Genomic DNA, 18,511 nt, shown 5'->3' with positions numbered 1-18,511 from the left:
GTTCAGGAATCAAAAAACCGACCTTAGTAGATTGGTGCTTACGCTGATATTTGATATTTGTTAGTTACCAAGAGTAGCTGAATTCTTCTAAAGACTTAATATTACTGAAGTTGAGCACTTTATAATTTTTATTAACTGCTTTTCTTTGAGTTTGCGTGTTGGATACAGCTGTAAGCATTAAAAGTATATCATTTGAAGCGTTCTTAAATACAAGATCTAATATTTCTTCGCCTGTGTGTAAATCTTTATGAAATTGGTCTGCAAAGGATCTAGACATAAAAATAGTATCTGTGAAGTCAATTTCAATTATTGAATTACACTTACTTTCTTCTTTAATTACGTTGACTAACCTTGTCGCAGCTTCACGAGAATCTAATGTAGAAGGCAAAATTTCAGCGACTTTGATTTCTGATTTGATCATAGTTGTGTTCCTTTCTTACTGCAATAGAATTGTTTTCAATATAAAATCAGCTCCAATACAGTTTCTGCAACAGGCCAACACCAGACCCACGCAATAATTTACATTTAATTTCCAGATTTTAGTCACAATATCTAATAGCCATCCCTCAGGAATTAGCCCCTCAAAGAAAGGAAAAAGTCTATTTGTTACATATTTTTCTTTTCTTACTGGTAAAGAAAACGTGATCAGCCCATCAGGGTATTTAGCAACGTAATCCGCATAATATTCGAATTCATAATCCCCTTCATCAGTCTCAGTTAATTCCCCCGCGAGTATATTGTTATATAACACCAAGCCTTTTCTCATGATGCCTCCGTTTCTATTTCCCTTGTGCTGACAGGAGCAAGTACACTTCCGAACATGAGCAATACCTGATTTACGCTAGATAAGTTTAGCGTTTTCTTTCCTTGTTCAATCTTGCGGACAACCGTAAGCGCCACACCAGCACGCTCAGCAAATTCCTCCTGGGTTAATCCAGCAAGTTTTCTCTTTTCTTTCACAAATTGAGCTAAACCTTTCATTATATGCATTTACATCTGTTAATTTAAATATAGAAAAAATATACGCAAGTAGATATAAAACCGGACAGTTCATGATTTTTATATGCATATAAATATAATATATTTCAATGAGTTGACAAAATGGAAAAATAAAGCGTGCGATAACGCTTAAACGGTAAGCTGATATGAAAACACTAACGTGTCCATTTTTTCTAAAAAAATGAACATATGCGGGAAAAATGTTCACTTAGCCTTTGATTATCACCCAGAGAATTTGCAGTTACCGACAATATTCCGTAAATTGTGTAAAAATGTCGCATATGGAAGTACTTGAAAAAACATCCTCGTCTGAATTGACTGATCTCCTGGGAAATATGCTCTTGTTGGATGATTCCATTAAAAATTATTACGATCTTATTTTACTCTCCAGATCAGGTATATCTAAAGCCGCAGCAGAATCAGTAATTAGCTATACAGGAATGACGAAAAAGAATTTTGTAGAGGATATTTTGAATATCTCAATCAAAACTCTGGAAAGAAAAACCGGTGAAGACAAGCTTGATAAGAGAACATCTTCATTGGTTATAGAAGTTGCAAGAGTACTTGAACATACTTACCACGTGTTTATTGATCGTGAAAAAGTTCAAAGGTGGCTTTCAAAACCAAATAATGCCTTGCATGGCGAGAGTCCCTTATCTCTATTCTCCACTCCTACAGGAATAGGAATGGTCGAAGATGTCTTAACCAGAATTGAGGAAGGAGTGTACTCATAGATGTTTGTGTATAGAATTGTCAAATCTAAAAAGAAAACTGAAGATTTATCTGGCATGGGTGCTTTCCTCGCTGGCGGGAGATGGAATGACAAGGGAATCTACCTTCTGTACACATCAGAAAATTCATCCCTTGCCATGCTTGAAAACCTTGTCCACTTTGATGTCATGGAGACACCAGACGATTTATATATTTTAGAGATCAACATTGACAAAGAAGACCTGATCCTCGAAATTCCAGAATCAGAATACCCGCAGGATTGGCTAAAAACCGATAACTTATCTTGTAAAAGACTAGGATATAAACTAATATCAGATCACAAAATACTTGGGTTTAAAGTAAGGTCTGCAGTTAATCAATCCGAGTATAACATTTTGCTGGATCCATTATTCCCTGGCTATCACGATTTGGTAAAAATCACAAATGTCACTAAAATTTCTGTTGACACACGCCTAATCTGATAGTTGAAACAGATCATGATGTCGCAAGCTGCTATTTCTTGTTAAAACTAAACGATCCGAGATACCTGCAATTTGAAGCCCGTTTGCCATCCACGGATACAAGAAACATCCAGGCATGCACCTGCCCTTTCATGAAACTAACATATGCTGGCATCTCTATAAAACCATCAGCCCGCTTTGCCTGGGTATCGTAAAACATCTGCCTGCGACGCAGTTCATCGCTGTAAAAAACCAGGTGGACTACATCTTCATCATCAACATTCAACTTCTGATGCTGTGGGTTTGTCCATTTTACAGTGACTATATCCTCTTCACTGATATGCAGGGTGGGACGGTAAATATGATCAAGGGATCCTTTACTCAATTGTATCAGAGCATCGGCAACTTCAATATTTGGAAACTCTCCTACCAGTGCAGTATGATAGTTCTCTTTCACGGCAGCATTCATTGAGGTCATCTTCATTCTCTTTGAGGGAAAGCCGTCGCGAATCACCAAAGTGAATTTACTTAAATACCTAGATATGACTCCCAGCCTGGATCGTTGTGTTTGCTGGGACTCGCTACCTTTCTTTTTGCGTTTTTTCTTTGTGGGGCTTGATCGTCCAATTTTGAGGTGTCGCCATCTGTAAACAATGATGCCGCCCACCCCTCCACGAAATTCACCTAGTGGCCCTGGTTGATAATGTGCCATAAGCTAATATTCTAGTCTTCGTAAGCAGGTAAAATTAATTGTCCCAGGTAGACACTGTTAGAAACATTTTTTTGATTAGCCGACATGAAGGATACAAATATTTCCATTACGGTAGGTTTATCGTTTTTGGATATTTTAAACTGATATTTCCCCTCAGACCTCATGGTGGCATGGGTAAGATACTGTGCATCGAACTGCTTTGGAAAATAGGCCATAACCATCAACCAGTCATCCCTCCTTTGGCGATCTTTTGATGATGCTGTTGTATCCCAACTGAACTCTAGTCCAATGTCAATCAATTCGACTTTTAAGCCGGGAGCTTCTTTAATCGCGCCTTTACTAAAAATTAATTTACTAAAATTAATTTTGTGCTTGGGATATTCTCCTTCGATACTTTTCCTGGTGTAAGAAAGCATCAGATCATTTGGTATTTTTTTTAGCTTTTCTGCTTCAGCTTTTAATCCAAACTGAATGAATCCATTAATCGGAGAATTAAACTTGTTTGTGAAAGCGATTTTCTTTCGGTTATTTGTCTGGCCTTTTGTAGCCTTTTTTGTGATCTCACCAACAATACGTGTAATTACTACACCCTTTCTAATGTAGGTGACTGTATTCCCAACTTTCCCTATTACCCCGTTCCATGTTTTTAGGTTTGCTTTTCCCATAAAAAAAAGATTTACGTTAATAATAAATAATTGTAGAACTAATTTAAACATAAAAAGAATACGATGCAATAGCTAAATGCATTTTTTTTATACAATAAGTAGTACTAACTCGTACATTACTTGTGCTTTAGCTTATTTAAAACAGTCCTTTTGATGTATAAAAAAGAGCCTTTAAATATGATTAAAACGGGTTAACTAGGGGTTCTCTACGGGTTTGGTACGGGTTTGATATGGATTGAAGCCATATTAAACCCATAGAAAACCCATTTCAATGCCGTTTCAGGTATGTTTTAGACATATATTTAATATATCGCAATAACCCTGTAATATCGAGCATCCTCCGAGCGAGGTACTAGCCAGTACTTGTCCGTGACTAATCAAACTAAGATTAAATGGATGGGGAAATTATGGCAGAACGCCATGAATTATGATTTCACTACTAATATACGGAATGAAACTAGGATAAATAAAAAATATTTGTATTTAATTATTGGATAATTTAGTTTCAATATATTAGCTTTGTTTTCATCTTAAGTTATTTATGGGGAAACGCAGTTATACCGTCACTGAAGAACATTCAAAATTCAGACTCAGATTTGTATTTTTCAGTCATGGTCAAAAAAGCATCGTAAAGATAATTGACTATGATTATGTTGGTCAAATTAATGGCAGAGAGACTTTTAATCTTGCTCTTGGAGATTATGACGCAGATAGCGGGAAGATACACGATGACGCGAATACACTTAATGGCGATGCATATCTCGTTCTCAACACCGTTTTAAATACCATACCACTGTTTTTCAAACATTATCCTAATCACACACTAATGATTAGAGGTAGTGATAGCAGTAGTGAATTTCTTGAAAACTGTAAAAATTCATGTACTAAAAACTGTGACAGCATCGAATTGTGCAAAAATTATAACAGAAGAATAAAGATTTATAGTGGGTATGTAAGTGCTAATTATTACCAATTACAAGAAGATTTCGACTTTTTCGGTTCTCAAGATGGAATCGTCGAACCATTTGAAAGGTACAAAAGATATGATATTGTTTTTATCCAGAAAAAGAATTAATTTTATACTATGAAAAATAGAGGCTTAAATAAAGACAATCTATGGCAAATGCCAGAATCTGAATTAGCAGCTTTAGTTTTATCAGAACTCAGAGGAAGAACACTATTTCCTGAAAAACTTGCTGCTGCAAAAGAAGATCTTAAAATCATCAATCAAAAGTTAGCTGAAAAGGCTGCGAACAAGAGCTAAGGTCTCCCAAGATATTTTAATAATTATAGCAGAAAGCGCCCGCTTGTACGCTTTCTGCCGTAAGTATTATCATATCCACCCATTTAAAGAAAAATGTGTTCAACTAAACTTCATTTGACATATTTCCAATCCTAAGCTTTTTATAATCTTCTGCCTCTACCTCCAACCCAGCAATCTTATCCACACATAAAACCTCAGTCATTTCCAGGAAAGCAAAAACCTGGCTGTATAACTTTTCCGCATCGGACTGCGTTACAATAAAATCATCCATGTAACGCGCGGCAGAATAACTCCTCAGGATCAGTTCAAACAACCTCCTACCCTCTTCAGCTTCATTTAGAAAAACCCGGGAAAGTTCCGGAGAAAAGATATCACAAAGGTGAAGCAATCGTCTTAAATTATGGATATCTGCCTTGTAAGAGATATGAACACCAATTAAAGCGATACAGCATTGTTCAACCACCTGATGAAGCATGAATATGCATAGATGATACTTACTCGTTCTGAGGCACTCTTTTGCGCTTTCCTGAAAACCTGAAGCTAAGGTGAGATGATGGCTGAAATGTTTGCTTGCTTTTGCTGCAGCACGTGTAGGAACATAACCGGGCACCTGGAAAGACTTCAGCATACGGTCAGAGCAGTATAATAATTCACCACAATTGGAGACTGTGATAAAAAACCTGTTGTTCGCATTAATCTCTTCCCTGACCGCATCTTTCCCATGTACCAGGATAGTAATCATTCCATGACGGAAATGTTCATTGACATAATCCTGCACATGATGTTCAATTCTAGTTTCATTTTCTAAGATCATCAACAGGTAATACCTGCAATGTTGCTGCGCAGCACTATCAATGAAGCAGCCCTCTTTGCTGCTCGATTCAAAGATCTTTCCAAAACAGTAGATGTATAGCGGCTTAAACTTTTCAGCGAGTACTTTGATAAATGCAGAGAAATGTTCCTGAGGATGTTGATGATTTATTTGCAGTTCGGTATTCATGGTTTTAGATTTGGTCAAAGCGCGGCCATAACGAGTATTTTCATCGTTAAAGGCTATCAGAAATTAGATAATGGGAATACAATAAGAATGATCACCTGACAGGAAATCAAGCGGTCAGAAAAGGCAATAATCAATCAGGTGGCTTCAGGAAATAGAATTGCTGAACAGGAATGCTGAGGAAAGGAATTGGTATGGCGGTTATTTCTAAGTTCTTCTTCATTGGATGCTATTGATTTAAATATTCAATAGAACCATGTACAAGAACTGAAGATATAGATCCGGCGACAGTTCTCGTAGTCTAGACTTACCCGGTGGAAGCGGGGAATAGTAAACTATTCAGGACACTACAATAAGCTGCGCCGGACCTATATTTGCAAATATAGGAACCCGGTGCCCTACTTATTACCCGTGTCCTGAAATTTCCACATTTGCCTAGACTAGGTTCTTAAATAGAACACCTCAATATTTTTGAGATGTAATAATAAATTTATGTTGTTTAATAAATAATTACATATGCTTTAGTTTTACAAAACAAATGTAATCACAAAGATTTAATTAAACAATAGAGAAATTAAATTACATAAAGATCTCATGATAGAGAAGAAGTAATTACCTTCGTAAGGATGAGTTTTATTCTGAACGATGTGCAGATATTTAATTAAGATTCTTTGAAAACCCGGATATGCTCATCAGCAACACTCTCCCAATTGAATACAGTTAATGCGCGTTCCTGAGCAAGAACGGCCAGGCGCTGCATTTCAGGATAGTTCTGTTCTGCAAAATTGATCTCCTCGGTTAGCGAAGCAATATTCCCCTTTTTGAACTTACGGGCGGTCTCCAGCACAGCATATTCATTTTCTTCGATATCACTGACGATCAAAGGAACACCCAATCCCATAACGGTAAGCACCACTGGAGATAGCCCCTCTACATCAGAAGGCTGAATATAACAATATGCATTTTTGAAAAGTGTATTGGTCTCATCGCCATAAACAAATCCAGGGAAGATCACATTGCCATTAGACATATCAATCAGTTCCTGTTCATAAGGTGAAGGATTCGGAGAACCACCAATGAGCACTAATTTCTTATTGCTCAGCGAACCAGTAAAAGCTGGTAGCAAATAGTGTAATCCCTTATCTGGTATAAACCTGCCCACAAAAAGAAAATACTCTCCTTTTTTAAGATTCAGGCGGTCCAGAATATCAGTATTTTCTGGCCATGGCGCGATTTCGCTTCCAAAAGGAATAAAAGCAAACTTTTTATTGAAACGGTCTTCAAAGAGTTTCTTTGCGATCACGTTATCAAATATAACTTCGTTGGGAAAATAAGCAGTAATATATGCCGAGATCTGGAGATACAGCTTGGCGTACCATGTCCATTTATCACGTTTCCAGTCTACACCATCCTGACTGATAAAAACCTTCTTTCCAAACAGACGCAATGGCAAAGCCCAAATACTGTTGCCTCCATTTTGAATATGGACTACATCTGCTGTATTTCTGAAAATAATGTCGCAGGTAGCTTTAAAAGAATGTAAAAGCGTGTCAAATCCGCTGCGTTGGATAGTCTTGATGGTCTTAATCTGAACACCTTTGTATTCCTTTACATCTACAAAGACATCGGGATATCTTCTGTTGTAGGCAACAACGCTATGTCCCCTGGCAACCAGCCTGGGAAAAAGTTCCATAGCAAATTTGTCAGCTCCGGCAGCACCCTTTGCAGGCGGTATAGACCGGAAACCAAAAGCAGCAATACGCATGTTAAAAGATTAAGCGCTTTCCTGAATCAGGATATCATCTTTAGAAGGGAAGTTCTCTTTTACGAATTCTCCGAAATAATCAGAAATGTATTCATTGAGTGCCACTTTCCACTCGCGCATCATATTCAGGTTCCTGAGATCAAGCTTTTTATTGATCAAACGTTCCGATGGAGGACGCGGTGCGAAATAAGTGTCTTTGAAATAGTCTGAAGTTACTTCATGGAAGGTTACCTCATCCGTTAAACCAAGGATAGATACCAATTCTTCGGCAACTTCTCTCCTGCTAGTCTCTCCGTTGCATACCAGGTTGTATAATCCCCAATACTCATTTTCGAAAAGCGCTTTCACGTTTTTGGCGAAGTCAACAGTGAAGGTAGGTGTACCATCCTTATCGTTCACAATATGCAGGTTCCTGTTTCCTGCTGCAAGTTGTTTGATCAGTTTATTGATAAATTTCTTATCTTTTTTAGGACCACCTCCCATCATCCAACCGGCACGGCAGATGATAGATCTCTCCGCATTTTCACGAACATAACGTTCGCCCATGTATTTGGAGCGTGCATAATGACCAAGCGGATTAGGTTCATCCCAGTCATCATAAAAATCCTTTGTACCATCAAAAATTCCGGCAGTACTGATATATAAAATAGGTATTTGTAATTCATTGGCGATCATCACTGCATTTTCAACAGCTGTCGTATTGGTGAGATACGTTTCATCAATGTTGTTTTCGCAGAATTCCAGGTCGGTATAGGCACCGAGATGGAAAAGATAATCTGGCTTAAAAGCCGTTACATCGTCCTTGTAATGTTTAAAATCCCTGAAGTCAAGAAAACTTAACCAGTCTTCATTTACATCCTTATCTGTGCACTTGATGTCATACTCATTTTTGAAAACACGATAGAAAGCCTCACCAAGCATCCCACCAGCACCAGCGATATAAATTTTTTTCTTCATTCCGAGATTATACAATTCGAATCAATAATTATTAGATTTCAATATGAACCAACAATTTAATTTGATTAGTAGCCCCAAAAATAGCTTTTTTTTCTCCAATCAAAAATCTTTTTTGACTATTGATTTTATATAGCAAAGTATTTATATCTATTATTTCTATAATTAATTGATTAAATACAGGCATCTTTGCGGTATCAAATTAGTAAGATCACAAGCATAAAAATTATGCCATTTTATATTTTTTATTGAATCTTTGCCCTTTATGAATATTCTCGTAGCGAACTGGACATGGTATCCGAGTGGTGGCGACTGGACTTATGTGGATAATGTCACTACGCTTTACTCTGAGAAAGGTCATACCGTTATTCCATTTTCCATGAAAGATGACCGGAACTTTCCGACACCCTGGTCGCGCTTTTTTATCGAAAATATTGATTACAAAAAGGTTGATAAAACAAGTATAAGCGCTGGTTTGAAGGTGATCAAAAAAAGCATCTACAATACTGAAGCTCAGCAAAACCTTGAGCGACTGCTAGATGAAGTTCAGATAGATCTGGCCCACATTAACGTAATCCACCATTACATTACACCTATCATTCTAAAAACTTTAAAGGAACGCGGCATCCCTATTCTCTGGACGTTGCACGAATACACGCCTATTTGTCCTGAGAGTACCTTCATTAGTCATGGCAAAATCTGTGAGAAATGTAAAGGCGGATCTTTTTACCATTGTATTACCAATAAATGCAAAAAAGGTTCGCTCCCGGCAAGCATAGTAGCCGCCGCAGAAAACTATACGCACTCCTTTTTGAACTATTATCAGTACGTTGATTATTATCTTTGTCCTTCCGTTTTCCTGTACGAGAAATTTAAGTCTTTTAATTTCTTTCCGGAAAAACTGGTGCAACTCTATCATGGATATCAATACGAAGAAGTTGAGGCTATTCAAAATAAATCAGTCGCTGATAAAAAATATATCGTATTTGTAGGTCGGCTGGAGAAAATCAAAGGTGCCCATACATTGCTTAAAGCCATGAAAGACCATCCGGAAATTCATCTCAAACTGGTAGGAAATGGAACACAGGAAGAAGAACTCAAAGCTTTTGTGAGCAGCCATGAAATGGATAACATCACTTTCATGGGTAAACAAACCAAGCAAAAAACTCTGGAGATCATCAAGGGCTCCGAGTTTTTAATTTGTCCTTCAGAATGGTACGAAGTATTAGGCTTTACCGTTGTCGAGGCAATGGCGCTTAGCAAGCCTGTGATCGGGGCCGCCATCGGGGCTATACCAGAAATGGTGATCGACGGAGAAACAGGCATATTATTTGCTCAGGGCAATGCGCGCGATCTTTCTCAGAAGATCAAGGCGTTATATCATGATCAGGAAGCGATCAGCACTATGGGCAAACAAGCTAAAACACACATTCATCAATTAATAAATACAGAAAATCACTATACCGGTTTGCAAAAACTGGTGCCTTCACTATAGAATATGAAATACTTATACCGTATCGTCATCCTTTCCGGCCTTCTTTTGACCAGCTTTCTGGGTTCAGCACAGGTCGTGTATGAAAATCCAAACAACCCGGTTTACAAATACCTATCCCGACAGGCGCAAATGGGACACATTGAGTACAATGACCTTATTCAGCCTATCAGTCGACGAGATATTGTTAAATATCTGAATACTTTGCAAGGAATGTCCGACCAGCTTACCTCAAGGGAGCAAAAAGAACTCGCATTTTATCAGCAGGAATTCTCAGAATTTAATGATGATTTTAAAGACAGTACTACTTTCTTCAAAAAAGACCAGTATGACCGCTGGAGATTCCTATCTGTAAAAGACAAAGATTTCTTTTTAAGAGGTGATCCGGCGCTGACTTTCGAAACTTTTAATGGAGGCGGTAAAAGCGTATTCCGAACTGCTACAGGTCTTACTTTCTGGGGGCATGCCGGAAAACATTTTGGTTATCAGTTCTATTTTCAGGACATTACCGACAAAGGTGATGGTATAGACAGCACGAGAAGATTCACTCCTGAAACAGGTATTATCAGGACTGCGAATATTAACCCGAATGCTAAATCTGTCAATTATAGTAATTTCAGAGGTTCAATCAGCTATAGCTGGGATAATGGATCCATCAGCATTGGTCAGGATCAGATGTTATGGGGTTACGGGCAAAATGGAAGAGTTGTTTTATCTGATAAATCACCTGCTTATCCACAAATCAGATTTGATTATCAACCGTTAAAATGGTTGCGCTTCAATTATATGTATGCATTCCTGAATTCGGCTCTGATCGATTCTGCGCGTTCATATGATAAGGGGAATATTGTTTTGGGTACAGACAGGGAAATGTATATCAGCAAATATTTTGTATCACACTCCCTGACTTTCTTACCTGCCAAAGGGTTGACGCTGACTGTAGGGGAATCAATGGTGACCAGTGATAATTTCGATGCAGGATATCTGATTCCGGTGATGTTCTTCAAAGTTTACGATCAGCACCTGAGCCGGTACAAGGTTAATACGGGATCTAATGGTCAGTTTTTCTTTAACGTGAGTTCAAGGAACTTTATTCCGAAGACTCATTTGTATGGTACGCTGTTTATCGATGAGATCCGTACCGGAAGTATTTTTAACAAGGCCAAGAGCCGTAACCAGATTGGTTTCAACCTGGGAGCAACCAGAACAGATGTTATTATTCCTTACTTAACCTTAGGTGCGGAGTATACCAGAATCAATCCTTTTGTATATAACAACCTGGTGCCAGCGCAAACGTATACCAATCAGACTTATTCTTTGGGCGACTGGATCGGTCAGAATGCAGACCGTGTAACGGCATGGGCAACTTATAATCCAATGCCACGCTTAACCACTACTGTTCAGTTTGACTATATCCGCAAAGGTCGTGACGGCGATATCTTTGACCAATACTGGGCAGAGCCACAGCCACCTTTCCTGAGTGAGGGACCAGTGCAGACGCAGAAACAATTGCTGATCCAGGCTAATTACGAATTGATTCACAAATTATATCTAAAAGGTTCATACCAGCGTCAAAGCGGGGCAATTCGACCAGATTTGCAGACATCTGCGGTTCCGAATGAGTTCCGCCTGGCAGTTTCCTATGGATTTTAGTTAGGTTTATAATAATACTATATATTTGTTGCTTAAATATTGAAAGTCTCCATGCGTATCAAAATTTTATCTCTCCTAGTTTTTGTTATCCTGTTTGTAAGTTTTCATGATAGCAAAGCCCAGCAGGCCATTTCCATGAGTAATATTCAAAATATTAAGGTCAGCGAACTCACCGATGAGCAGATCACTCAGGCCTGGAAAAAAATTCAGGAAACTGGTGTTTCAGAAAAAGAGGCTTACAAGCTCATGGAGCAAAAAGGCTTGCCTGCAGGAGAAGTCGAAGAATTTAAAAATAGAGTTACGCTTCTTGGTTTGAATAAAAAAGCTGCAAAACCTGAGAGCAAAGCAGCAAAAGAAGGTACAGGAGTTTCAAGGGATACAACAGATGTAATGGCCAAGCCATTCCAGAAACCAACTCCCCCAGCAGCGGAGAAACCTGCCTTACAGGTTTACGGTATGGAATTCTTTAATCAGACTGTAGTAAAGTTTGAACCTAATTTTAATGCAGCTACCCCAAAAAGTTATGTAGTGGGCGTAGGTGACGAACTGATCTTATTAGTGACCGGAGAAAATGAAACATCGGTTACCGCAAAAGTAAGTCCCGATGGAAATGTTCAGATCCCTTATGCTGGTTTAGTATATGTGAATGGTTTTACGATCGAACAGGCTACTGCGCTGATCAGAAAATCTATGTTAAAGGTTTATCCAAGTTTAGGTAGCGGTCGCACAAAATTAGCTGTCAATCTCGGAAATACCAGGAGTATCAAGGTGACTATAGTGGGAGAAGTTAAAACGCCGGGATCTTACACTTTCTCTTCAGTTGCCACGCTTTTTAATGCGTTATATAATTCAGGTGGACCAACAATGAACGGTTCCTTAAGGAACATTGAACTGATCAGGAATAACAAAGTTTACAGAACTGTCGATTTCTATACTTTTTTGCAAAAAGGGCTGATGGATGGTAATGTGCGTTTAGAGGATCAGGATGTGATCAGGATTCCGGTTTACAAAAAACGTGTCGGTATTGATGGTGAAGTAAAAAGACCGGCTTTATATGAGTTGCGTATTAATGAGCAATTGAACGATCTTTTAACCTATGCAGGTGGCTTTACAGATATCGCTTACAGAGGCACGGCTAAAATTGAGCAGATCAATGAAACAGAACGTGAGGTAAAGGATGTTCCTTCAAGTCTGTTCAGCGATTTTACCCCAAGAAATGGTGATCTGGTACATATTGGAGCCATCACCAACAGGTTTGCCAACAGGATCATTTTGGAAGGCGCAGTGAACCGTCCAGGGGTTTATGAGCTCACCGCAGGTCTTAGTTTATCTGCGCTCCTTAAAAACGCTCAGGGATTAAAACCTGAAGCCTATATGGAACGTGGTTATATCAAAAGGACTCAACCTAATTTAGAAAAGGAATATATTTCATTCAGTCCTGCAGCGGTAATCGCCGGCAGTAATGATCTTCCGCTTTTACGTGAAGACTCTGTCATGATTCAGGACCGTGCGGAATTCCTGAGCAACCAGAACGTAACGATTAATGGAAATGTGCGCAAGCCGGCGGTATTTACCTATCGTAAGGGTATCAAATTGGCCGATGTGTTAACCATGTCGGGTGGCTTTACTGAAGTTGCTGCTACACATCATGTGGAGATTTCAAGAATTATAGAAAATAAAAATGACAGCGTTTCGAATAATGTTGTAGAGACTTTTGTAGTTAATCTTGATTCTGCGGCCAGCGCTGCTGCTAATATCGAACTGAAACCAATGGACTATATATTTGTACCTCGACTGGTCAATTACAGGGCGCTGGGCAATGTAAGTGTAATGGGTGAAGTATTATTTCCGGGCGACTATGCTACGCAGCGCCGCGATGAGACTGCACAGGATTTCTTAAAAAGAGCAGGTGGTCTTACTCCATACGGATCGCTGGAAAATGCCCAAACTTTCCGCCAGGGTGTAAGGGTTAATTTGGATCTAACCAATACCAGTACAACCTCACTGGTTAGAAAAAGCATGATCCTTTTACCGGGAGATAGTATATTTGTTCCGAGAGCAGTATCATTTGTAGAAGTTGCTGGAGCTGTAAATAATCCGCAGTTTGTAAGTTATCATGGCCGCAGCTTTAAATATTATTTGAATGCTGCAGCTGGAAAAACTGAAAACGCACGTTTAAGAGGTGCATATGTGAAGTATCCTAATGGCCTCAATAAACCGGTGACCAGCTTTTTATTCTTTAGAAACTATCCAGCTATAAAACCAGGCAGTAAGATCATTGTACCTGAAAAAGATGGTCGTTTGAGTACCTTACAGGCCGGGGTCGCACAAATTGGTGTGATTACAACTGCATTAACAGCTCTCATTACCTTAATTGCCATAATAGCGAAATAATGCTCAAAGAAGAAACCCAATATCCGTATGAACCTGAATTTTCGCTGAAACAGCTTTTGTTTGATAGAGTTGATGATTTGAGGTATGTGCTGCAATTTAAAAAATCACTGATTCTTGTTATTATTGTAGCTGCAGGTCTAGGCGCTGTCTTTGCATGGAAATGGCCAGTAACCTATACAGCAAGACTTACATTCGTTATTGATGATGCCAAGTCAGGAGGCGCAGGTGGTGGTCTTTCAAGTCTGGCAAGTCAATTTGGGTTTAATCTGGATGGGATTGGCGGAGCGAGTGGTGTACTGGCAGGCGATAACGTACAGGAGCTTTTAAAGAGCCAGAAACTAATTAAGAAGACATTGTTATCACCATATGATGAAGAGGGGAAAATTTCTCTTGCTGACCGCTATGTTAAAGCGAATAAGCTGGATAAGCAGTGGCAAAAGGTTGCACCAAACATATCTTTCCCGGTAAATTCTAAAAACTATACTAGATTACAGGATAGTTTATTGCATGACATCACAGAAAAGATCCTTGGAGGCCAGTTCGGTATCGCAAAGACAGATAAGAAACTGAGTTTTTTTGAAGTGAATACAACTATGCGGGATGAAAAGCTTGCACAATTGTTTTGTACCAGAATGATTAAACAAGGTACTGACTTTTTTATCCAGACAAAAACTGGACGGCTTCGCAATAATGTGCAACGCTTACAACACCGCGCTGATAGCATAGGTAAAATACTCAACCGCAAAACTTATGCTGCCTCATCAGCATCTCAAAATCTATTGGATCTGAACCCGGCATATGCATCAGTAAGCGCCTCTTCAGATATTAAGGAGCGTGACAAGTTAGTCTTAAGTTCAATCTTCACAGAAACAGTTAAGAATCTTGAGGCCAGCAAAACAATGCTTGCACAGGAAACTCCTACTGTACAGATCGTAGACGAACCGGAGCTGCCTTTGAAAAAGAATAAGCTGAAGTATCCAGCTACTATGCTTTTGTTTATTGTGGGTTTTACGGCACTGTATAGTCTTTACCTGATAGTATCCAGAAAACGATCAAATAACTAAAACGTTATAGAGGTTATGAGTATGGATACCTGAGCATCAATACTCATAACCTCTATAGACTTCAATAAGAAGACAGGACTACTTCCATAAAGAATTTGGGTATACACCACTTTCAATCAACTCTCCTATACTAGCTTTAACAATAGGTTTATCTTCTTTATAGGTTACACCAAACCATTGGCTATCAGTAGGAACCACTGTGAAGGTTGCATGACCCGAGTTTAACAGTGATTCAACGATCATTGGAATATAGAATTCTGATTTTGGATCCGTCTGGTGCGTTATCGCAAATTCTTTGAATAGTTTCTCAGCTAAAGTAAAGACACAAGGTTTGAATCCCCAAAAATTCATAGAAACCCTTGTATTATTTGATAGTGGATATTGTACTTCATTTTCTTCATATACAACATCATCCACTGATCGGAATACATTAGTTCTCTCAGTGATCTCTTCAAGATAGCCCTCGGCACTTACTTTACAGACTCCGCGTGATACAGAACCGAAGTCTGACAAGGTCTTTTCAATCTCATAACCTATCATTGAAAAATTGTTATCTGTAACCTCTGTTGTCAGGAAGTTAACCATTTTCTTGAAAGCATCAAATCCATAGAAGTCATCTGCGTTGATTACACAAAACGGTTCATTTATTGCGTGTCTGGCAGCCAGGATTGCATGACCCGTTCCCCAGGGCTTTGCCCTTTCTATTTCGACTTCAATATCAAATTGTTTAAGATCAAAATTTTGGAAAACATATTGTGTCTCAATTTTTCCATTTAGTTTCGGTTCAAACACAGTTTTAAAATTTTCGGCAAATTCTTCTTTGATGATAAATACAACTTTTCCAAAACCCGCCTTAATAGCATCATATATAGAATAATCGATTATTGTTTCCTGATTGGGGCCAAAGCCATCCATTTGTTTCATGCTGCCATAACGGCTAGCCATACCGGCTGCGAGAATTAATAATGTGGGTTTCATTTATGTGATTTAGATAATATTACTAAAGTTAGATTAAGGTAGACTACTTATTTTGAAATACTGGATTTTCAAGTACTGCCTTTCTATAGGCTATTTTTTTTGATATGTAGGATCTATGTTCAAGTTTCATAAACTTTTCAAACAGGTATTTAATATCGGAGTTCATCTGTTTATTGTACTGATCATAAAATTGACGGGCAGTACCAAATTGCAGTGATAGAAAGCTATCATCACCTTTAAGCGATGTTAACATTTCATTCCAAATCTGTCTATAACGATTATAGCGCTTTGTAGTGGATGTAAAACTGAGGTTACTTCCGTGTCGTCTATATTTAATGGTAGGTTCAGTGATCTCCCCTACTTGCCCAAATGTAAAAGCGGCGAGTGCTAACCAGGCATCGTGAAATTTAATATTGTCTGGTATTTCTGCAAAGAATTGACGGAGCAAAGGGTTCATAAGAATTGTGCATCCTGTCGCAAAATTGGCAAATAATAGTGTTTGCAGATTGTGTTGATAATTACTTTGCCGGCGCTCATTTTGGAAAGATGGATTAAGTATGTTCTGCTGCTCATCGACCCATATCAGATCAGTATGAACCATACATGGTAACAATGGATCCAATTTAGTTAATAGTTCCGCTGAGCGCATCAATTTATCCGCCAACCATATATCATCCTGATCGGATAGTGCTACAAAATTATCTTTTGCGGCTAAAGAGACAGCCTTTTTGTAGTTACGTATCAAGCCAAGCTGCTGCTCATTTACTACATAGCTGAATCCCTTAATGTGTTTGTATTGTTCAAGAATGGCTACAGTTCCATCTGATGAACGATCATCGCATACTATAATCTCATCAGGCTGCAATGTCTGTGATAAAATAGATTCCATCTGCTCACGGAGAAACCTCTCACCATTATAGGTGGTCATGACAACTGATATTTTCCTCATTTCTCCCCCATATTGATCTTCTGTTTAATAAATACCAGCATATCAAATATCACATGGTTTTTAAACAACAGCAACTGCATACCTAAATAACTGAGCCCACATCCCAGTATAGATGTGATCAGCATAAAAACTAATGGAAGGGAAAGATCGCGTATCAACCAAATGACCGGGATAAATACAAGAGCACTAACAAGAGCTTTGATTAATAAAGTCCATTCATATTCAAATTTAAAGTACTGCCTGATAAAATATATGTATAATACCGTCACCGCAACTTCAGCACAGACATTTGCTATAGAGGAGCCTAAATCCTGCAAGAAGGGAATCAATAGAACGTTTAGCAGCAAGCTTATCAGTACTCCACCAAGTACACAAAAAAACATCTCCCTGTTTTTACCTGCTGGTACAAGAATCATATACAAGAAAAAATGCCCAACACCAATGATGATAGGTAGAAGAGACAGCAATCGCATGCTATTAGTTGCAGCTAGAAATTCTTTGCCTGAAAACAAAGCGATAAATTCCGGCGCAAGCAACGCTAGTCCCAAACACATAGGAACAGCAAAAAACATAAGAAAACTGAATGATTGATTGATTGAATCCTGTACCTCATCCATATTTTGGTCAGCAAAACTTTTGGACACTTTCGGCATCAGAATGACAGTCATAGACGTTACAAAAGGTATAGTAATCTTACTAAGTTTGACAGCGGCCGTATATAGTCCTACAGTTCTGTCATTTGAAAGAAACCCCAAAAGTACCGTATCCATATCAGTGTACATACTTGAGGCAAGAGAAGTCCCTAAAATGAAGAATAGAGGCACCAGATGTTGTTTGAGATGCAATCCTGAAAAAATGAGCTTTACCTTTTCGCGGATTAGGAAAAAACTTAAAATGTTGTTTCCAAGAAATGAAAACATCATAATGTACAGATAGATTCTAAAATCGCCACGATCTTTGACAAAGATGTACAATAAAGCAAGTCCTATTATTTTAAAAAGTACTGCCCTTAAAGCTATAGACTGAAATTCTTCCATCCCTGTAAACAACCAGTCGATGTAAGAAAAGCCCAGGAGTACCATTGCAGAAGCAGCAAGATATATTTCAATGTTTGCGGCAAAATATGGTATTGTATAGATTACTCCAAGGTATACTAAAAAAAGACAAAGCGTAGACAATAGGTATATGGCGATTAATTCAGAAAACACCTTTGAACGACCTTCGAAATCATCTCTGTGCTTTGCAATCTGCTGCATTCCATAAACGGGTATGCCCAAGCTAGCAATAAGGGCAAAATACTGTGCAAAAGAAAAAACAAATTGAACCTGACCTATACCCTCGGGGCCGAGAACCCGTGATACATAAGGAAAACTTAAAACAGGAAATAAGAGATTGGCAAGAGTAAGTAGTAAATTATAAAAGTAGTTTTTAGCCATGATCAAAAAACAGCTGC

General features: G+C 38.5%; 19 protein-coding genes. 8 read left to right on the top strand and 11 right to left on the bottom strand.

The features are described 5' to 3' along the window. Positions 1–64 precede the first annotated feature (64 nt). The 3 genes from OQY15_RS22250 to OQY15_RS22240 are packed head-to-tail and all read right to left on the bottom strand — an operon-like array spanning position 65 to position 981. Complete coding sequence (locus tag OQY15_RS22250) at positions 65–421, bottom strand: hypothetical protein (protein WP_265794358.1); 357 nt, start codon at positions 419–421, stop codon at positions 65–67. Between the two features lie 15 nt (positions 422–436). Next, complete coding sequence (locus tag OQY15_RS22245; protein ID WP_265794357.1) at positions 437–766, bottom strand: HipA N-terminal domain-containing protein; 330 nt, start codon at positions 764–766, stop codon at positions 437–439. Next, a complete protein-coding gene (locus OQY15_RS22240; protein ID WP_265794352.1) occupies positions 763–981 on the bottom strand; it encodes a helix-turn-helix domain-containing protein in 219 nt (72 codons plus the stop codon). The genes OQY15_RS22245 and OQY15_RS22240 overlap by 4 nt, the downstream gene beginning before the upstream one ends. 299 nt (positions 982–1,280) lie before the next feature. On the opposite strand from OQY15_RS22240, the gene OQY15_RS22235 reads away from it, so the two are divergent. Both OQY15_RS22235 and OQY15_RS22230 read left to right on the top strand, forming a co-directional pair. Next, the gene (locus tag OQY15_RS22235) at positions 1,281–1,733 is read left to right on the top strand and encodes an antitoxin Xre/MbcA/ParS toxin-binding domain-containing protein (RefSeq protein WP_265794351.1); all 453 of its coding nucleotides are present in this window, start codon (positions 1,281–1,283) and stop codon (positions 1,731–1,733) included. Next, a complete protein-coding gene (locus OQY15_RS22230) occupies positions 1,734–2,192 on the top strand; it encodes an RES family NAD+ phosphorylase (RefSeq protein WP_265794349.1) in 459 nt (152 codons plus the stop codon). It begins immediately after the preceding gene. 31 nt (positions 2,193–2,223) lie between these two features. Here the strand turns inward: OQY15_RS22230 and OQY15_RS22225 are convergent, their stop codons facing one another. Next, positions 2,224–2,883 carry a DUF6266 family protein gene (locus OQY15_RS22225; protein WP_265794348.1) on the bottom strand — a complete coding sequence of 220 codons (660 nt, stop codon included), beginning with the start codon at positions 2,881–2,883 and terminating at the stop codon, positions 2,224–2,226. 11 nt (positions 2,884–2,894) lie between these two features. Then, positions 2,895–3,548 (bottom strand): DUF6266 family protein, encoded by a 654-nt coding sequence (locus tag OQY15_RS22220; protein WP_265794347.1) that lies wholly within the window; start codon positions 3,546–3,548, stop codon positions 2,895–2,897. Positions 3,549–4,089: 541 nt separating this feature from the next. On the opposite strand from OQY15_RS22220, the gene OQY15_RS22215 reads away from it, so the two are divergent. Beyond that, positions 4,090–4,623 (top strand): hypothetical protein, encoded by a 534-nt coding sequence (locus OQY15_RS22215; RefSeq protein ID WP_265794346.1) that lies wholly within the window; start codon positions 4,090–4,092, stop codon positions 4,621–4,623. 9 nt (positions 4,624–4,632) lie between these two features. Then, positions 4,633–4,812 (top strand): hypothetical protein, encoded by a 180-nt coding sequence (locus OQY15_RS22210; RefSeq protein WP_265794345.1) that lies wholly within the window; start codon positions 4,633–4,635, stop codon positions 4,810–4,812. A 103-nt stretch (positions 4,813–4,915) separates the two neighbouring features. On the opposite strand, the gene OQY15_RS22205 is transcribed toward OQY15_RS22210, so the two are convergent. The 3 genes from OQY15_RS22205 to OQY15_RS22195 all read right to left on the bottom strand — a co-directional run bounded on the left by OQY15_RS22205 (position 4,916) and on the right by OQY15_RS22195 (position 8,531). After that, positions 4,916–5,812 carry a HEPN domain-containing protein gene (locus OQY15_RS22205; RefSeq protein WP_265794344.1) on the bottom strand — a complete coding sequence of 299 codons (897 nt, stop codon included), beginning with the start codon at positions 5,810–5,812 and terminating at the stop codon, positions 4,916–4,918. Between the two features lie 658 nt (positions 5,813–6,470). Continuing rightward, positions 6,471–7,574 (bottom strand): glycosyltransferase family 4 protein, encoded by a 1,104-nt coding sequence (locus OQY15_RS22200; RefSeq protein ID WP_265794342.1) that lies wholly within the window; start codon positions 7,572–7,574, stop codon positions 6,471–6,473. Positions 7,575–7,583: 9 nt separating this feature from the next. Continuing rightward, positions 7,584–8,531 (bottom strand): NAD(P)-dependent oxidoreductase, encoded by a 948-nt coding sequence (locus OQY15_RS22195; RefSeq protein WP_265794341.1) that lies wholly within the window; start codon positions 8,529–8,531, stop codon positions 7,584–7,586. A gap of 262 nt (positions 8,532–8,793) precedes the next feature. Here OQY15_RS22195 and OQY15_RS22190 point away from each other — a divergent pair, with 262 nt between their 5' ends. The 4 genes from OQY15_RS22190 to OQY15_RS22175 are packed head-to-tail and all read left to right on the top strand — an operon-like array spanning position 8,794 to position 15,131. Beyond that, on the top strand, positions 8,794–10,023 hold the full coding sequence (locus OQY15_RS22190; protein WP_265794340.1) for a glycosyltransferase: 1,230 nt from the start codon (positions 8,794–8,796) through the stop codon (positions 10,021–10,023). Positions 10,024–10,026: 3 nt separating this feature from the next. Beyond that, positions 10,027–11,673, top strand: a complete 1,647-nt coding sequence (locus tag OQY15_RS22185; protein ID WP_265794339.1) for a capsule assembly Wzi family protein — start codon at positions 10,027–10,029, stop codon at positions 11,671–11,673. 51 nt (positions 11,674–11,724) lie between these two features. Next, the gene (locus OQY15_RS22180; protein WP_265794338.1) at positions 11,725–14,067 is read left to right on the top strand and encodes an SLBB domain-containing protein; all 2,343 of its coding nucleotides are present in this window, start codon (positions 11,725–11,727) and stop codon (positions 14,065–14,067) included. Next, a complete protein-coding gene (locus OQY15_RS22175) occupies positions 14,067–15,131 on the top strand; it encodes a hypothetical protein (RefSeq protein WP_265794336.1) in 1,065 nt (354 codons plus the stop codon). The genes OQY15_RS22180 and OQY15_RS22175 overlap by 1 nt, the downstream gene beginning before the upstream one ends. Before the next feature lie 78 nt (positions 15,132–15,209). On the opposite strand, the gene OQY15_RS22170 is transcribed toward OQY15_RS22175, so the two are convergent. From OQY15_RS22170 to OQY15_RS22160, 3 genes are read right to left on the bottom strand one after another with little or no spacing between them, the layout of a single operon-like run. Continuing rightward, a complete protein-coding gene (locus OQY15_RS22170; RefSeq protein WP_265794332.1) occupies positions 15,210–16,109 on the bottom strand; it encodes a sugar phosphate nucleotidyltransferase in 900 nt (299 codons plus the stop codon). 43 nt (positions 16,110–16,152) lie between these two features. Then, a complete protein-coding gene (locus OQY15_RS22165) occupies positions 16,153–17,058 on the bottom strand; it encodes a glycosyltransferase family 2 protein (protein WP_265794331.1) in 906 nt (301 codons plus the stop codon). Continuing rightward, the gene (locus tag OQY15_RS22160) at positions 17,055–18,494 is read right to left on the bottom strand and encodes a flippase (protein ID WP_265794330.1); all 1,440 of its coding nucleotides are present in this window, start codon (positions 18,492–18,494) and stop codon (positions 17,055–17,057) included. Before OQY15_RS22160 ends, OQY15_RS22165 begins: the two co-directional genes overlap by 4 nt. Positions 18,495–18,511 lie beyond the last annotated feature (17 nt).

The sequence above is a fragment of the Pedobacter sp. MC2016-15 genome (assembly GCF_026239695.1).
Taxonomy (GTDB): Bacteria; Bacteroidota; Bacteroidia; order Sphingobacteriales; family Sphingobacteriaceae; genus Pedobacter.
This window is presented reverse-complemented; position numbering and strand designations above follow the sequence as displayed.

Bases quoted from the DNA above. Each gene is read 5' to 3' on its own strand.
- OQY15_RS22210 (WP_265794345.1), top strand. From the start codon at position 4,633: ATGAAAAATAGAGGCTTAAATAAAGACAATCTATGGCAAATGCCAGAA.
- OQY15_RS22230 (WP_265794349.1), top strand. From the start codon at position 1,734: ATGTTTGTGTATAGAATTGTCAAATCTAAAAAGAAAACTGAAGATTTA.
- OQY15_RS22250 (WP_265794358.1), bottom strand. From the start codon at position 421: ATGATCAAATCAGAAATCAAAGTCGCTGAAATTTTGCCTTCTACATTA.
- OQY15_RS22200 (WP_265794342.1), bottom strand. From the start codon at position 7,574: ATGCGTATTGCTGCTTTTGGTTTCCGGTCTATACCGCCTGCAAAGGGT.
- OQY15_RS22225 (WP_265794348.1), bottom strand. From the start codon at position 2,883: ATGGCACATTATCAACCAGGGCCACTAGGTGAATTTCGTGGAGGGGTG.
- OQY15_RS22160 (WP_265794330.1), bottom strand. From the start codon at position 18,494: ATGGCTAAAAACTACTTTTATAATTTACTACTTACTCTTGCCAATCTC.
- OQY15_RS22205 (WP_265794344.1), bottom strand. From the start codon at position 5,812: ATGAATACCGAACTGCAAATAAATCATCAACATCCTCAGGAACATTTC.
- OQY15_RS22215 (WP_265794346.1), top strand. From the start codon at position 4,090: ATGGGGAAACGCAGTTATACCGTCACTGAAGAACATTCAAAATTCAGA.
- OQY15_RS22195 (WP_265794341.1), bottom strand. From the start codon at position 8,531: ATGAAGAAAAAAATTTATATCGCTGGTGCTGGTGGGATGCTTGGTGAG.
- OQY15_RS22175 (WP_265794336.1), top strand. From the start codon at position 14,067: ATGCTCAAAGAAGAAACCCAATATCCGTATGAACCTGAATTTTCGCTG.
- OQY15_RS22170 (WP_265794332.1), bottom strand. From the start codon at position 16,109: ATGAAACCCACATTATTAATTCTCGCAGCCGGTATGGCTAGCCGTTAT.
- OQY15_RS22235 (WP_265794351.1), top strand. From the start codon at position 1,281: ATGGAAGTACTTGAAAAAACATCCTCGTCTGAATTGACTGATCTCCTG.
- OQY15_RS22240 (WP_265794352.1), bottom strand. From the start codon at position 981: ATGAAAGGTTTAGCTCAATTTGTGAAAGAAAAGAGAAAACTTGCTGGA.
- OQY15_RS22165 (WP_265794331.1), bottom strand. From the start codon at position 17,058: ATGAGGAAAATATCAGTTGTCATGACCACCTATAATGGTGAGAGGTTT.
- OQY15_RS22180 (WP_265794338.1), top strand. From the start codon at position 11,725: ATGCGTATCAAAATTTTATCTCTCCTAGTTTTTGTTATCCTGTTTGTA.
- OQY15_RS22185 (WP_265794339.1), top strand. From the start codon at position 10,027: ATGAAATACTTATACCGTATCGTCATCCTTTCCGGCCTTCTTTTGACC.
- OQY15_RS22190 (WP_265794340.1), top strand. From the start codon at position 8,794: ATGAATATTCTCGTAGCGAACTGGACATGGTATCCGAGTGGTGGCGAC.
- OQY15_RS22245 (WP_265794357.1), bottom strand. From the start codon at position 766: ATGAGAAAAGGCTTGGTGTTATATAACAATATACTCGCGGGGGAATTA.
- OQY15_RS22220 (WP_265794347.1), bottom strand. From the start codon at position 3,548: ATGGGAAAAGCAAACCTAAAAACATGGAACGGGGTAATAGGGAAAGTT.